Genomic DNA, 13,358 nt, shown 5'->3' with positions numbered 1-13,358 from the left:
TTCCGGTGCGTAAAGGCCTTAAGCGGCGGCGCGGCGGTTAATCTTTGGCAGTCAAAAATTTCCATTTTGTTAACCATGTTCTGAAAGGTTCCGTTAATCGAATCTGCCCCGGGGCGCGGGGGGATGGAGCATGAAAGAACGAGGTGGAACATGGCGGTCATTACACTCGCCAATGCCAAGGGTGGCGCCGGCAAGACGACGGCGGCTCTGATCCTGGCAACGGAGCTTGCCCGACAGGGAAGCCGCGTGGTTATTCTCGACGCGGATCCGCAACGCTGGATCACCAGCTGGTCCGAGCTATCCGGCACCATCCCCAATCTCGAAGTGATCTCGCATATCACGCCGGCTTCGCTGCCCTGTCATATCCGCGAGCTCAAGGATGCGGTCGACTTCATCGTGATCGACCTTGCGGGCGCCAAGGACGCGATCGTCGCGCTGGCGCTCGGGCTGTCCGATCAGGTGCTGATCCCCGTTCAGGGCTGCGCCATGGACGCGCGCGGCGCCGTGCAGATCCTCGAACTCATCCGCCAGATCGAAGAGAAGGCGAGGACGCGCATCAATCACTCGGTGGTTCTCACCCGCGTCAACTCGCTGGTCACCACCCGGGCGCTGCAGACGATCAAGGCATTGCTCGCCGCCCGCGGGGTTTCCGTTCTCGACACCCCGATCGTCGAGCGCGCCGCCTATCGCGAGATATTCGAATGCGGCGGAACGCTGCAGACGATGGATGCAAACCGCGTCAGCAATCTCGACAAGGCGCGCGAGAATGCCTTTGCCCTTGCCCGCGAGGTGCAGGAGATCCTCCCCGTGCGCGTTCGCCGCTCCCTTGCCTTGCGCCTTCACTGGGCTTTGCCGCGCGCGGCGTGACGACGGATTTCCGCCGGATGCTGGCGGTGCACGGACTTGCCATTGATTGAGCCGGAATCCACTGGCGCCGGCAGCGGCGCACGATCTCGCTCGGCGGGCGGACTGCCGTCAGAATCGCCGGTCGATGAAGTGCTTGGCCTGCGCGCCCGCGTGGTAGAAGGCGGACTTGACGTTCCGCCAGGGATCCGCCGTGATCGGCGTCTGTGCCAACGGGATTGCCGAGCCATCGCCGGTAACATGGCGGGCGAGCGCGCGGCCGAATACGGTTCCGGGCGCGATGCCGCGGCCATTATAGCCGCTGACGGAAATGACATTCGGCGCGAGCTCGTGCACCACCGGCAGGTTGTTGGTGGTCATGCCGATGCGGCCATCCCACCAATATTCGAAGCGGAAATCGCCGATATAGGGGAAGAGCTTGCGCAGCGAACGGGCGGCAAAGGCGCGGTGGGTGCCTTCGGCCATCGCATCGAGGCGACCGATGGAACCGAAGATCAGCCGGTTCTCTTGATCCATGCGGAACGACGTCATCACGAGGCCGGTATCCCAGGCCCCCTGACGTTCCGGCAGGATGCGTTCGGCGACCCTGTCGGCAAGCGGATTGGTTGCGAACTGGAAAAAGGGAAGGATCGTCAGTTCCCGCGTCTGCGCCTTCCATGGCGTACCGTTCACCATCGCGCCATAGGCATTGGTGGCGACTATGACATGCCTGGCCGTAAGCGTGCCGCGGCCGGCCTCCAGTTTCCACAGGTCGCCCTTGCGTTCGGCGGCCAGAAGCGGCGTGTCGGTGAAGATCTCGGCACCCGCGGCGATCGCCGCACGGGCGAGTCCCCTTGCATAGGCGAGCGGCTGGATCGTGCCGGCCCGCCGGTCGAGCAGGGCGCCGGTGAATCCTTCGGCGCCGGAAAGCACATGCGCCTTCTCGGCCGGGAGCACCTCGACGGGTGCGCCGCGCTTCTGCCACTGCGCCTCGCGCTCGCGGATCTCGTTCAGTCCCTCGGCGCTGACGGCCATGTGCAGCGTTCCGTTGCGCACCGCTTCGCATGCCATGGCGTGCTTGGCGACGAGCTCGTAGACGAGGGAGGGGCCGGCGCCGAGCTCATGCAGCAGACGGTTGCCGGCTTCGGCTCCCAGCGTGGCGATGAGGTCGTCGGGTTTCACCCACATGCCGGCATTGACCAGACCGACATTGCGGCCCGAGCCGCCGTGGCCGATGGTCCTGGCTTCGATCACCGCTGCCTTCACGCCCATTTCGGCGAGGTGCAAAGCAGCCGAGAGACCGGTGAAGCCACCGCCGATGATCGCCACATCGCACCGCAATTCCCCTGTTAGCGGCGCCGTCCCGGGGGCAGCTGGTGCCGTCGCATGCCAGAGATTGGGAAGAGGGCGCTCCGTCGCCATCGCGGATATTCCTTTATCAGCCGGGATTCTTTGCCTTTGATAGAGCGAATGCGGCAAACATTTTCATGACAATGTTTCATGAAGTCATGAAGGCTGACGATGCTGGACGAAACGACGAAAGGCAGGCGAGAACCGCCCTCCGCCCAGTCGAGCTTAGCGCATCGGCCCGAAAATCGTATCCGGTTTTCGGAAAGCTCGATGCGCAGATTCAAAGAGTTCAGCGAACCTTCGCGCGTCTGAAAAGACGCGCGGCGCTGTAGGCGAATTAATAAGGATTCCAAACATCCGCCGAAATCGGCGCCCCGGGCTCGTCGACGAATTGGACGGTGACGCCCGCGCTCACCATCTTGCCGAGCTCGGTCGCATCCCAGTTGGTCAGGCGCACGCAACCGTGGCTCTGGGTCTTGCCGATCTTCGACGGATCCGGGGTGCCGTGGATGCCGTAGGTCGGCCTGGAGAGTGCAATCCAGACGGTGCCCACCGGACCGTTCGGTCCCGGCTGCAATTGCAGGATCTTGTCGTTCGAGCCCTGTTTGAAATTGATCTTGGGGTTGTAGGTATAGCCGGGGTTGAAGGCGATGCGCTCGACGGTCACGGTGCCGCTGGGCGAGGGCGTGTCCGAGGATCCGATCGTCGCCGGATAGGCGGCAATCATCTTCCCCGCCTCGTCATAGGCGAGGACCTGCTTGCGTCCCTTGTCGGCGACGATCCGCGCCACCTTACCGTTCTTGTTCGGGCCTGGATTGATCACCTTGATCGTGGTGCCCGGAATGGAAAAATCCACACCGGGATTGAGCTCGCGCAGATAGTTCTCGTCCATATGAAATTTTTCGCCAAGCATTTCGGCGGTGGACGTGAAGGAAAGATGCGGGAGCTGGGCCTTGTGGGCGTAATCTTCCGGAATCGAGGCGACATAGGGGCCGGCCGCATCGGCCGCGGTAATGGTATAGGTGGTAATCGGCAGGCCGCCGTTGAAGCGCAGCCGTTCGAGGATATCCTCGGTGTTGTTTGGATCGAGCGTTTCGCCGGTTGCCTGTTGCCAGGCCTCGATCGCCTTGGTGACGTTGGACCCCATCTTGCCGTCGATCACGCCGGGCGAGAAACCTTCCCGGTCGAGAAAGACTTGCAACGCCGCGACCTCCGCCCGGGACTTGCCGTGGACCGGGGCCGTCGGCGGCATAGGTTGCCTCAACGGGTCCTCATACTGCGGATCATAGGCGGCCTGGTCGCCTTCGATCAGCGAGGGCAGGCTGTTCGGAAGCTCCTCGCGCTCCACCGGTGCCGGCGTCACGTCACGGTAATCGGGGACGGTGCCGGTAAATTCGCCCGGCTCGGAGTAGTCGTATCCGCGGTCGGGCCGGTTGGAATAGACGTCGACGCCGTAGCCGCGGCGGCGGCGGACGCCATAGCCGTCATTCGGCACGACGGTCGCAACGATATTGCCCCAGTCGTCGATCAGCAGCGTGCGGCCGCGGCGATCGCGCACGACGTGCACTTCGTCCTCCCGGGGCATGTAGTCGAGAATGTCGCCCTCGGGCGTGACGAGCATAATCTCGCCGCGGTGCCAATAGCCGCCATAGCCTTCCTGCGCACGCGCCGGTGCAAGCCACACGGCCACAAGGCCGGCGGCGGCGAGAAGCGAAAGGCCGATGCGGGTCGTTGACGTCACGATAGAACCTGTTTTCATGCTGGCTGCCTCGCGGCGGTACATGGCGATTTCGACGTTAATGTGAAAAAAATGAATTCATCATGAACATTCCCTTAAAACCTAGTTAGGCGAGACCCTTCGCGAGCGCAACGGCCGATCGCCGCCACTCTCGACCGTCTTGAATTCAACGTTTTCCAGCGCGGGATGGTTCAAGCTGATGCGGCGAGCAAGGACTGGCCCAATTGAGCTATCCTGCCCTCGTCACAGCTGATTCTGAGGGCCAAGGGGATGGAAGTGCGGACGGGCGTGGGGGCAGGCGGCAATGCAGTCGAAACGGGCGAGGTCTATCTCCTGTTCGACCGCTCCTCGGCACTCGACATCGCTGCCTTCGTCGTTGCGGGCGTCGACCTCTCGCCGGGCGACGCAATTCCGTTCGACGGAGACCCGCGGATCGACCGCGCGCTGGCCGGCTTCTTCTTCACCTGCGGCCCCGACCATATCCGTCACCCGGAGCCGGTCGAGGGCCGTGGTGACGGCGCATGCTATCCGCTGCATGGCTCACTGCCCGGGACCCCGGTGGCAGGAACGGACATGGCTTCCGCCGGCAGCCATTGCACGGCGATTACGGAAGTCGCGCTTGCCTGCGGCGGCAGGGCGGCGATCGAGCGCTGCTGGCGGGTCGAGCGGGGTGGCCAGAGTGTGCTGCTCGAGGATCGCGTCGTCAATATCGGACCCACGGCCTTTGCGCCGATGATGATGTATCACATGAACATCGCCGGCCGTCTCCTCGGCGAGGAAACGCGGATCGAAAGCCCATCGGTCGAGGGCGGTTCGCTGGCCTGGCGCTTCGGCGAGGGGGAGCGCGCGCATTTCTGCCTGCCCGCCGTCGTCGGCGCCGACGCGTGGGCGGAGGTTTCGCTTTCCCCGCTGCCGGGGCTTGCAGGGCGCAGCCTCCACGTGCGGTTCCGGGCCGAGACGCTGCCCTTCCTGCAGATGTGGCGCTGCCAGCGCGGCAGTGCCGATGTGATCAGCATCGAGCCCGCGTCGCACCGGCTGGCGAAGCGGGCGGAGCTTTTTGCGGGCGGCGAACTCGACCTCCTGGAGCCTGGCGGCAGCCGCGACTATGCGCTCGCCTTCGCGATCTCCTGAAGCCGCTTGGCGATTGACGCCGAGGGGTGCCCGGCCTACACCAAGGCAAAGGACTCATGAGGAAACGCCATCATGGACATTCGCCAGATCAACGACGAATATTCGGTCGCGGGCCAGATCACGGTCGAGGACCTCGACGAGATCAAGGGGCTCGGCTTCAAGTCCATCGTCTGCCACCGTCCGGATTTCGAGGCGCCCGACCAGCCGACCTTCGATGCGATCGCCGCGCGCGCTGAGGAATTGGGGCTGGAAATCACCCATATCCCGATCGGCCCCATGGGGGTCACGGCAGACGCCGTCACCCGCATGGTCGACGCGCTCGACGAATTTCCGCGCCCGATGCTTGGCTACTGCCGCTCCGGCGCACGCTCCACCGCCGTCTACCAGCAGACGCTGCATATCCGAGGCTGACGACACGCCGACTCTCTCAACCCTTGCGGATTTCGGTGAGCGTGCGGGTCGGCGTGATTGCTTCCGGGTCGAGCTTGATCTCGATTATGGCCGGCTTGCCGCTGGCGCGGGCCCGGCGGAAGGCTTCGGCAAATTCCTCCGTCCGCTCCACCGTCTCGCCGTGCCCCCCATAGGCGCGGGCAAGCGCGGCAAAGTCCGGATTGGTGAGATCCGTGGCGCTGACGCGGCCGGGATATTCGCGCTCCTGGTGCATGCGGATCGTGCCGTAGATGCCGTTGTTGATGACGAGCACGATGATCGGCAGTCGGTAGCGGATCGCGGTCGCGAATTCCTGGCCGTGCATGAGGAAACAGCCGTCGCCCGCAAAGCAGATGACCTCGCGGTCGGGGTGGAGGTGCTGGGCTGCCACCGCCGCCGGCAGGCCGTAGCCCATTGAGCCGGAGGCGGGGGCCGCCTGGGTTCCGTAACGGCGGAAGCGATGGAAGCGGTGCAGCCAGGTGGCGTAGTTGCCAGCACCATTGGTGAAGATGGTGTCGGGGGCCGTATTGGCCTCGATCCAGTTCATGATTGGCCCCATCTGCACGTCGCCCGGTCCCGTCTCCGGCGGCGTCGACCAACGGAGATAGGCTGCGTGCATGGCCGCCGTGCGGGCGGACCAGGCGGGTTCTGCGGCAGGCTTTACGTTTTCAAGCGCGGCCACGAAATCGCGAGGGCTCGCGGCGATCGCGAGATCCGGACGATAGACGCGTCCGAGTTCGGAGGGATCGGGGTGCACATGGACCAGCCTCTGTTTCGGATAGGGCACATCGATCAGCGTATAGCTGGAGGAGGGCATCTCCGAGAAACGGCCGCCAACGAGCAGGACGAGATCGGCTTGCCGGATTTCCTCGGCGAGCGCCGGATTGATGCCGATACCGACATCGCCGGCATAGACCGGGTGCAGATGGTCAAACAGCATCTGGCGGCGGAAGGAGCAGCCGACGGGCAGATGCCAGCGCTCGGCGAAACGCTCGAATTCGGCGACGCTCCCGGCCGTCCAGCGCGTGCCGCCGAGAATGGCGATCGGCCGCTTCGCTTCCGAGATGAGCGCCTCGAGGCGGGCGATCTGAGCTGGTCCCGGATGGCTTTCGACCGGCTGGTAGGCGCGCGCGGCGGGGGCATCTGCGCTCTCGGTGAGCATGTCTTCCGGCAGGGTCAGCACGACCGGGCCGGGGCGGCCGGAGGTGGCGACGGCAAAGGCGCGGGTGACGAATTCCGGGATGCGCGCCGGGTCGTCGATCTCCCCCACCCATTTCGCGACCTCGGTGAAAGCGCGGCGATACTCGATTTCCTGGAATGCTTCGCGTTCGCGGGCATCGCGCTGCACCTGGCCGATAAACAGGATCATCGGAGTCGAATCCTGCCGGGCGACGTGCAGGCCGGCAGACGCGTTCGTCGCGCCGGGGCCTCGGGTGACCATGCAGATGCCGGGCTCGCCGGTCAGCCGGCCCCAGGCGTCAGCCATCATCGCGGCGCCGCCTTCCTGGCGACAGACGACGACGTCGATATCGGTGTCGTAAAGTGCGTCCAGAACTGCCAGATAGCTTTCACCCGGTACGCAGGAAACGCGCTTGACGCCGTTCGCCACCAGCGCCTCTACGACCAGTTGCCCTCCTGTTTTCATCCGAACACCTCCCAATGCTTTGTCACAATGTCCTGTCCGGCACCTCAGATTGCCGGCGTGACCGGCGGCGTGCCGGCGGTCTTCTGCACCTGTCGCTCGCGCCAGATGATATAGAGCCCGGAGCCGATGATGATAGCGATGCCGAGCCACTTCAGCGCATCCGGCAGATCGCCGAAGACAAGCCAGCCGAAGATCGTCGCCGACACGATTTCCAGATATTGCAACGGCGCGAGCACCGAGGCCGGTGCGGCGCGATAGGCATAGACGCCGAGCACGCCGGACACGGTGGCAGTGATCCCGACACCCAATAGATAGAACCAGGCGTGACCCTCCGGCCAGACGGGATCGAAGACGCTCGAGCCCGTACCCTCGCCGAATCCCAGCAGCACGAGGCAGAAAAGGCCGCCCCATATGCCGGCATGGAACTGCATCGACCAGGGATCCTCGTTCTGCGCGACCATGCGGGTGACCAGCAGGAAGACGGCGAGGGTGAAAGCCGCGACGATCGGCAGCAGCGCGATCGGGCCGACCTCCTGCATGCTCGGCTGGATGACGAGGATGGCGCCGAAGAAGCCGACGGCGCAGGCTGCGTAGCGCCTCCAGCCGATCGTCTCCTTCAGGAAGATGCTGCCGAGAATGGTGAGGATGATCGGTTCGACGAAAAAGATGGCGATGGCATCGGCCACTTCCATCACTTTCAGCGTCGTGATGAAGGAAAGCATGGTCAGCACCAGGAGACCGCCGCGCAAGGCATGCAGCGCACTTTTCTTCCAGGTGAGGTCGAGGAGCGTGCGCCGGACGAAGACGATTGGGAGAATGAAGACGACCTGGAGCAGGAAGCGCACGGCGGTGATCTCCGCCGACGGGACGGTGGCGATCGCCAGCTTGGCGAAAATGTCGATCACCGGCGAAATCAGCACCGAAAGAACCATCAGCGTCAAGCCGTAGGTGACGCGGTGATCGGGCGCAGGCCGGGAAAGAGTGATATCGGTCATGATCGTGCGCCTATCGGGGGATTCGCGCCCACCGCTTTTTGGCACCAGGCGGCAAAGTCTTGCGTCGCCTTTTCGCGGCCGATCTCGTTGAGCGTCTCGTGGCGCATGCCCTGGTGGATAACGACCGTGACGTCCGTCATGCCGCGCGCCTTCATGCGATCGCCAAGCCAGCAAATTGCCGCGCCGCCATCGGTCGAAGGATCCGCGGTGCCGCCGACGAGGTGAACGGGAAGGTGCGCGGACAGTTGCGCCAACCGGTCGGCGCGCGCTCCGGCGTAGACGAGTTTGAAGACGTCGATCCACAGCGACACGGTGGGATCGAAGCCGCAAAGCGGATCGGCGATATATTTCGCGACCTCTTCTTCGTCCCGCGACAGCCAATCGAAAGCAGTCTTCCGATTCGGGATGGCCTGAGCCCAGGCGCCGAAGGTGAGACGCGAAAGGAAGAGGCTCGGTACGTCCGAACCCTTCAGCATTCTCTCGATCCTGAGGATCGCCTGGGCCGCGCGGCCGGCAGGGCCCGGCCGGAAATTGGAGTTCCAGACGGCGAGCGCGTCATAGGATCGAGGATCCGTTTCGGCTGCATTGAGGGCGATTAGACCGCCCATGGAGTGGCCGAAGAGGATGACCGGCAGGCCGGGATGACGGGCGACGGCCATCTCGCGGACGGCGCGCAAGTCGGCAATGACCATTTCGGCGCCCCCCTTTGCTGCAAATGTCGCCAGCGGCGCGTCAGGTGCGCGGGTGTGGCCGTGTCCGCGATGGTCGTGGGCGTAGACATGGAAGCCGTGGGCGGCCATGGCCTCGGCAAAACGTGCGTAGCGTTGCGCATGTTCGGCGAGACCATGGCTGACGAGCAGAATGGCGGTCGGTTTGAGGGCAGGCCAGTGGCGCCAGGCGAGCAATGCGCCCGTCGGGCTTTGATGCGTATCTATCTGCCCGAACATGCGATCCCCCGAACAATTCCTCAAAGCCCGCAACACCGCCTCCGAACGGACAGAGCGCGAAATCCGCGCCGAGATATCAAATCGATTTGGCCGGCAAAGGCAATCGCCGCTTGTTGCTCGTTGCGCATGAGATCAGGAGAATTCCGAAGGTGTTCAGCAGGGGTTGCAATATTCCCGCTTTTGTTGTTCATTTGTTCTTGTTTTGTTTTCAACGGAGGCCATTATGGCAGTGCGGGAAATGGTGAGAGTAGCGCGGGTTGCCGCGCTTGTACTGGGCCTGGGACTTATGTCCCCGGTGGCGGCGCAGGAAGAAGCAGCGCCGGAGGGCGGCGTGGCGGCGGAGGCTGGCCGGACGCAATATGTCCTGGCGGTCAGCTGGCAGCCGGGTTTCTGCGAGACGCGACCGACGCGCAAGGAGTGCGTGGACCAGGCGGCCGAGCGGTTCGATGCGACGCATTTCTCGCTGCACGGTCTCTGGCCGCTCAGGAAAAGCTATTGCGGCGTCGAGGCAGAGCTGAAGACCCGCGATCGCAAGGGCGATTGGCTCGACCTGCCGAAACTCGCCATAGCGGACGAGACTGCCGCGCGCCTGCTCGTCGCCATGCCGGGCGTGAAATCCGGCCTCGACCGGCATCAATGGTTGCGCAGCGGCACCTGCCAGGCGGCGAATGCCGAGGATTATTTCGCGTTGCAGCTTCGCCTGCTCGACCAGTTGAACGATTCCGCCGTGCGAGCCCTCTTTGCCGACAGGATCGGCTCCGAGGTCGGCGAAGCCGAGATCAAGGCGGCATTCGACAGGAGCTTCGGAGCGGGTGCGGGAGAGCGGGTGCGGATGCGCTGCCAGACGGTTGCCGGACGCAGCGTGATCACGGGCCTCACCGTCGGGCTTACCGGCGATCTTTCGGGCAAGGCGGATCTCCAGGGCCTGATCCAGGCGGCCGGAACAACCGAGTTCAAATGCGCGAAGGGGATCGTGGACGCCGCCGGGCGAGCCTGATCCGAACGACACTCCGCGAGCGGGGATCGGCGTGGGCAAAGCCTTTGGCGGATTGCCCCGCCACCATATTTCGCCTACATAGCGGGCAAAATTCCCCTTCCGATGCGGAGCATGCTTTATGGCACGTCAATTCATCTATCACATGGCCGGGCTCAACAAGGCCTACGGCAACAAGAAGGTCCTGGAGAACATCCATCTGTCCTTCTACCCGGATGCCAAGATCGGCATCCTCGGCCCGAATGGGGCGGGTAAGTCGACCGTTCTCAGGATCATGGCCGGTCTCGACCATGAATATACCGGCGAGGCCTGGGTCGCGGAAGGCGCCACCGTCGGCTATCTGCCGCAGGAGCCGCAGCTCAACCCCGCAAAGACCGTGGTCGAGAACGTCATGGAAGGCGTTGCAGCCAAGAAGGCGATCCTCGACCGCTATAATGAGCTGATGATGAACTATTCCGACGAGACGGCGGAAGAGGGGGCGAAGCTCCAGGACATCATCGACAGCCAGAACCTCTGGGATCTCGACAGCCAGGTGGAAATGGCGATGGATGCGCTGCGCTGCCCGCCGAGCGACGCCGACGTCAACAACCTCTCGGGCGGTGAGAAGCGCCGCGTCGCGCTCTGCAAGCTGCTGCTCTCGCAACCGGACCTGCTGCTGCTCGACGAACCGACCAACCATCTCGACGCCGAGACGATCGCCTGGCTCGAAAAGCACCTGCGTGAATATCCGGGTGCCGTGCTGATGATCACGCACGACCGCTACTTCCTCGACAACGTCACCGGCTGGATCCTCGAGCTCGATCGCGGTCGCGGCATTCCCTATGAGGGCAACTATTCCGCCTATCTCGAAGCCAAGGGCAAGCGCATGTCGCAGGAGGGGCGCGAGGAGGCTACCCGACAGAAGGCGATCAGCCGCGAGCAGGAGTGGATCGCCTCGAGCCCGAAGGCCCGGCAGGCAAAGTCCAAGGCACGCATCCGCGCCTATGACGAGCTGGTCAAGGCGGCCGCCGATCGGCGCCCGGGCGACGCGCAGATCATCATTCCGGTCGGAGAGCGGCTCGGCCAGGTGGTCATCGAAGCGGACAATCTTTCCAAGGGCTATGGCGACCAACTGCTGATCGATGGGCTGAGCTTCAAGTTGCCGCCGGGCGGCATCGTCGGCGTCATCGGCCCGAACGGCGCCGGCAAGACGACGCTCTTCCGGATGATCACCGGCCAGGAACAGCCGGATGACGGCTCCTTCCGCATCGGCGACAGCGTGCAACTCGCCTATGTCGACCAGAGCCGCGATGCGCTCGACCCGAACAAGACCGTCTGGGAAGAGATCTCCGGCGGCAACGACGTCATCAAGCTTGGCAAGCACGAGGTCAATTCGCGCGCCTATTGCTCGTCCTTCAACTTCAAGGGCGGCGACCAGCAGCAGAAGCTCGGCACACTTTCCGGCGGCCAGCGCAACCGGGTGCACCTCGCCAAGATGCTGAAATCCGGCGGCAATGTCATCCTGCTCGACGAACCGACCAACGATCTCGACACCGAGACGCTGGCCGCGCTCGAGGATGCGCTCGAGAACTTCGCCGGCTGCGCGGTGATCATCAGCCACGACCGTATGTTCCTCGATCGCCTCGCGACCCACATCCTCGCCTTCGAGGGAGACAGCCATGTCGAGTGGTTCGAGGGTAACTTCGAGGACTATGAGAAGGACAAGATCCGCCGCCTCGGCCCCGATTCGGTCAACCCGACACGGGTGACCTATAAGCGCCTGACGCGGTAGGGCGTCGGCCCGGGATGTCCGGTGCCGGAACCCACATACCGGCCGCTTCGTTCGCGAGGCGGCGCGGTCGCTTGGGCCAGAGGGTAGGTTCCATTATTGTGATGGCTCGGAGAATGGGGACGGCGCCGAACGGCACGTCCGTTTCTCCGCCCTACGGCGCGTGCGTCCTTCAGGACGCAGACAGCACGCAGTAAGCATTTGAAGCTGCCTCGTGCTTCCGAAAATCGGGTCCGATTTTCAAGGCCGATGCGATAGGACTTGTGCGCCGGATTCCAAATGACAAGCACAGGAACGAGGTGCCGAGTCGAGTGCCGCGAGCCGGCAGCATTGACGGCGCGGATGCGCCGTGGCGGATTTCCGTGACGAGCGCGGGGGAAGGTCGACTGTCGGCCTGACTTTCCAACGACGTCCCTTTGCCTTCCTGCGCAAATTCGCTTGCGCACCATCTGCAATTCACATAAAGATATCTTTATGTGTTGATGGGGAATGCGATGGCTGATCGTGACACACTTGGCTTGGATGCACTGGTCGACGTCTTGAAGGCGGCGGGGGAACCGACGCGCATGCGCCTGTTGGCGCTGCTTGCCGCCAGCGATCTCACCGTAACCGACTTGACCGAAATTCTCGGCCAGTCGCAGCCCCGCATTTCGAGGCACCTGAAGCTCCTGGGCGAAGTCGCCCTGATCGATCGCTATCAGGAAGGCGCCTGGGCCTATTTCCGGTTGCGCCAGGAAGGTGGCCGCGTGGCGCTGGTGCGCGAGCTCTTAGCGGCGGCCGCTGCCGACGATGCCGTTCTCGCGCGCGATGCGATGCGGCTTGTGGCATTGAAGAAGGCGCGTGCGGAAAAGGCGCAGGCCTATTTCAGCCGCAATGCCGCCGAATGGGACGAATTGAGGCGCCTGCATGTGAGCGAAGGCGACGTCGAGGCGGCGCTGAAGGCGATGGTCGGCGACGAACCCGTCGACAGCCTGCTCGATCTCGGCACCGGCACCGGCCGTATCCTGCAGCTCTTCGAAGGCATCTACCGGCGCGGCATCGGCGTCGATGCCAGCCGCGACATGCTGGCGGTGGCCCGCTCCAACCTCGACAAGGCCGGCATCACCAAGGCGTCGATCCGCCATGGCGACATCTTCAATCTGCCGCTCGACGATCAAACCTTCGATCTCGTGACGATCCACCAGGTGCTGCATTACCTGGCGGAGCCGGAGGCGGCGATCGCGGAGGCCGCGCGCATGCTCATGCCCGGCGGCCGGCTCGTCATCATCGATTTTGCCCCGCATGGGCTCGAATATCTGCGCGACGAGCATGCGCATGCCCGCCTCGGCTTTTCACAACAGACGATGGCCGAGTGGCTGCAGCGGGCCGGTCTCGCGCCCGAGAAGACGACCGACCTTGCGCCCGAGGATGCCGATGAGGGGAAACTGACGGTCACCATCTGGCTGGCCCGCGACCAGCGCGTCGCCAGCAACATCGCGGATATGCCGCGCCAGCGTCTCCAGGCGGGGGGAGTTTGAG

Annotated in this window: 11 protein-coding genes; 6 read left to right on the top strand and 5 right to left on the bottom strand. The window is 64.1% G+C overall.

What is annotated here, in order from left to right; translation table 11 throughout:
• The first annotated feature begins 150 nt into the window (after window positions 1-150).
• Window positions 151-867: an AAA family ATPase gene (locus SJ05684_RS10950; protein ID WP_034851294.1), complete on the top strand. Its 717-nt coding sequence runs from the start codon at window positions 151-153 to the stop codon at window positions 865-867.
• Window positions 868-975: 108 nt separating this feature from the next.
• On the opposite strand, the gene SJ05684_RS10945 is transcribed toward SJ05684_RS10950, so the two are convergent.
• Together SJ05684_RS10945 and SJ05684_RS10935 are read right to left on the bottom strand one after the other, a co-directional pair.
• Window positions 976-2,265, bottom strand: coding sequence for an NAD(P)/FAD-dependent oxidoreductase (locus SJ05684_RS10945; protein ID WP_034851292.1), 1,290 nt, complete (start codon window positions 2,263-2,265; stop codon window positions 976-978).
• Window positions 2,266-2,530: 265 nt separating this feature from the next.
• Complete coding sequence (locus tag SJ05684_RS10935; protein WP_034851288.1) at window positions 2,531-3,976, bottom strand: L,D-transpeptidase family protein; 1,446 nt, start codon at window positions 3,974-3,976, stop codon at window positions 2,531-2,533.
• A 225-nt stretch (window positions 3,977-4,201) separates the two neighbouring features.
• On the opposite strand from SJ05684_RS10935, the gene SJ05684_RS10930 reads away from it, so the two are divergent.
• Both SJ05684_RS10930 and SJ05684_RS10925 read left to right on the top strand, forming a co-directional pair.
• Window positions 4,202-5,062, top strand: a complete 861-nt coding sequence (locus SJ05684_RS10930; protein WP_095694252.1) for a DUF4432 family protein — start codon at window positions 4,202-4,204, stop codon at window positions 5,060-5,062.
• 72 nt (window positions 5,063-5,134) lie between these two features.
• Entirely contained in the window at window positions 5,135-5,473 is a 339-nt protein-coding gene (locus SJ05684_RS10925; protein WP_034851279.1) for a protein tyrosine phosphatase family protein, read from the top strand.
• A 16-nt stretch (window positions 5,474-5,489) separates the two neighbouring features.
• Here the strand turns inward: SJ05684_RS10925 and SJ05684_RS10920 are convergent, their stop codons facing one another.
• Genes SJ05684_RS10920 through SJ05684_RS10910 form a run of 3 tightly spaced genes read right to left on the bottom strand, consistent with a single transcriptional unit; the run spans window position 5,490 to window position 9,078 of the window.
• Window positions 5,490-7,136 carry a thiamine pyrophosphate-binding protein gene (locus SJ05684_RS10920; RefSeq protein ID WP_034851277.1) on the bottom strand — a complete coding sequence of 549 codons (1,647 nt, stop codon included), beginning with the start codon at window positions 7,134-7,136 and terminating at the stop codon, window positions 5,490-5,492.
• 44 nt (window positions 7,137-7,180) lie between these two features.
• Entirely contained in the window at window positions 7,181-8,131 is a 951-nt protein-coding gene (locus SJ05684_RS10915) for a DMT family transporter (RefSeq protein ID WP_034851274.1), read from the bottom strand.
• The gene (locus SJ05684_RS10910; RefSeq protein WP_034851270.1) at window positions 8,128-9,078 is read right to left on the bottom strand and encodes an alpha/beta fold hydrolase; all 951 of its coding nucleotides are present in this window, start codon (window positions 9,076-9,078) and stop codon (window positions 8,128-8,130) included. Before SJ05684_RS10910 ends, SJ05684_RS10915 begins: the two co-directional genes overlap by 4 nt.
• Window positions 9,079-9,301: 223 nt before the next feature.
• Here SJ05684_RS10910 and SJ05684_RS10905 point away from each other — a divergent pair, with 223 nt between their 5' ends.
• The 3 genes from SJ05684_RS10905 to SJ05684_RS10895 all read left to right on the top strand — a co-directional run bounded on the left by SJ05684_RS10905 (window position 9,302) and on the right by SJ05684_RS10895 (window position 13,357).
• Window positions 9,302-10,075, top strand: a complete 774-nt coding sequence (locus SJ05684_RS10905) for a ribonuclease T2 (protein WP_034851267.1) — start codon at window positions 9,302-9,304, stop codon at window positions 10,073-10,075.
• Window positions 10,076-10,193: 118 nt separating this feature from the next.
• On the top strand, window positions 10,194-11,843 hold the full coding sequence (gene ettA, locus SJ05684_RS10900; protein WP_034851264.1) for an energy-dependent translational throttle protein EttA: 1,650 nt from the start codon (window positions 10,194-10,196) through the stop codon (window positions 11,841-11,843).
• Between the two features lie 491 nt (window positions 11,844-12,334).
• Window positions 12,335-13,357: an ArsR/SmtB family transcription factor gene (locus SJ05684_RS10895; RefSeq protein WP_095694251.1), complete on the top strand. Its 1,023-nt coding sequence runs from the start codon at window positions 12,335-12,337 to the stop codon at window positions 13,355-13,357.
• The last annotated feature ends 1 nt before the right edge of the window (window position 13,358 follow it).

Origin of the sequence: Sinorhizobium sojae CCBAU 05684, from assembly GCF_002288525.1 — a bacterium.
GTDB classification, from domain to species: Bacteria; Pseudomonadota; Alphaproteobacteria; order Rhizobiales; family Rhizobiaceae; genus Sinorhizobium; species Sinorhizobium sojae.
The sequence above is the reverse complement of the archived record's forward strand: the minus strand, read 5'-3'. Positions and strand labels throughout refer to the sequence as shown.

Excerpts from the sequence above, each read along its gene's own strand:
- SJ05684_RS10945 (WP_034851292.1), bottom strand. The coding sequence starts at position 2,265 with ATGGCGACGGAGCGCCCTCTTCCCAATCTCTGGCATGCGACGGCACCA.
- SJ05684_RS10915 (WP_034851274.1), bottom strand. The coding sequence starts at position 8,131 with ATGACCGATATCACTCTTTCCCGGCCTGCGCCCGATCACCGCGTCACC.
- SJ05684_RS10910 (WP_034851270.1), bottom strand. The coding sequence starts at position 9,078 with ATGTTCGGGCAGATAGATACGCATCAAAGCCCGACGGGCGCATTGCTC.
- SJ05684_RS10920 (WP_034851277.1), bottom strand. The coding sequence starts at position 7,136 with ATGAAAACAGGAGGGCAACTGGTCGTAGAGGCGCTGGTGGCGAACGGC.
- SJ05684_RS10935 (WP_034851288.1), bottom strand. The coding sequence starts at position 3,976 with ATGTACCGCCGCGAGGCAGCCAGCATGAAAACAGGTTCTATCGTGACG.
- ettA (WP_034851264.1), top strand. The coding sequence starts at position 10,194 with ATGGCACGTCAATTCATCTATCACATGGCCGGGCTCAACAAGGCCTAC.
- SJ05684_RS10895 (WP_095694251.1), top strand. The coding sequence starts at position 12,335 with ATGGCTGATCGTGACACACTTGGCTTGGATGCACTGGTCGACGTCTTG.
- SJ05684_RS10950 (WP_034851294.1), top strand. The coding sequence starts at position 151 with ATGGCGGTCATTACACTCGCCAATGCCAAGGGTGGCGCCGGCAAGACG.
- SJ05684_RS10905 (WP_034851267.1), top strand. The coding sequence starts at position 9,302 with ATGGCAGTGCGGGAAATGGTGAGAGTAGCGCGGGTTGCCGCGCTTGTA.
- SJ05684_RS10925 (WP_034851279.1), top strand. The coding sequence starts at position 5,135 with ATGGACATTCGCCAGATCAACGACGAATATTCGGTCGCGGGCCAGATC.
- SJ05684_RS10930 (WP_095694252.1), top strand. The coding sequence starts at position 4,202 with ATGGAAGTGCGGACGGGCGTGGGGGCAGGCGGCAATGCAGTCGAAACG.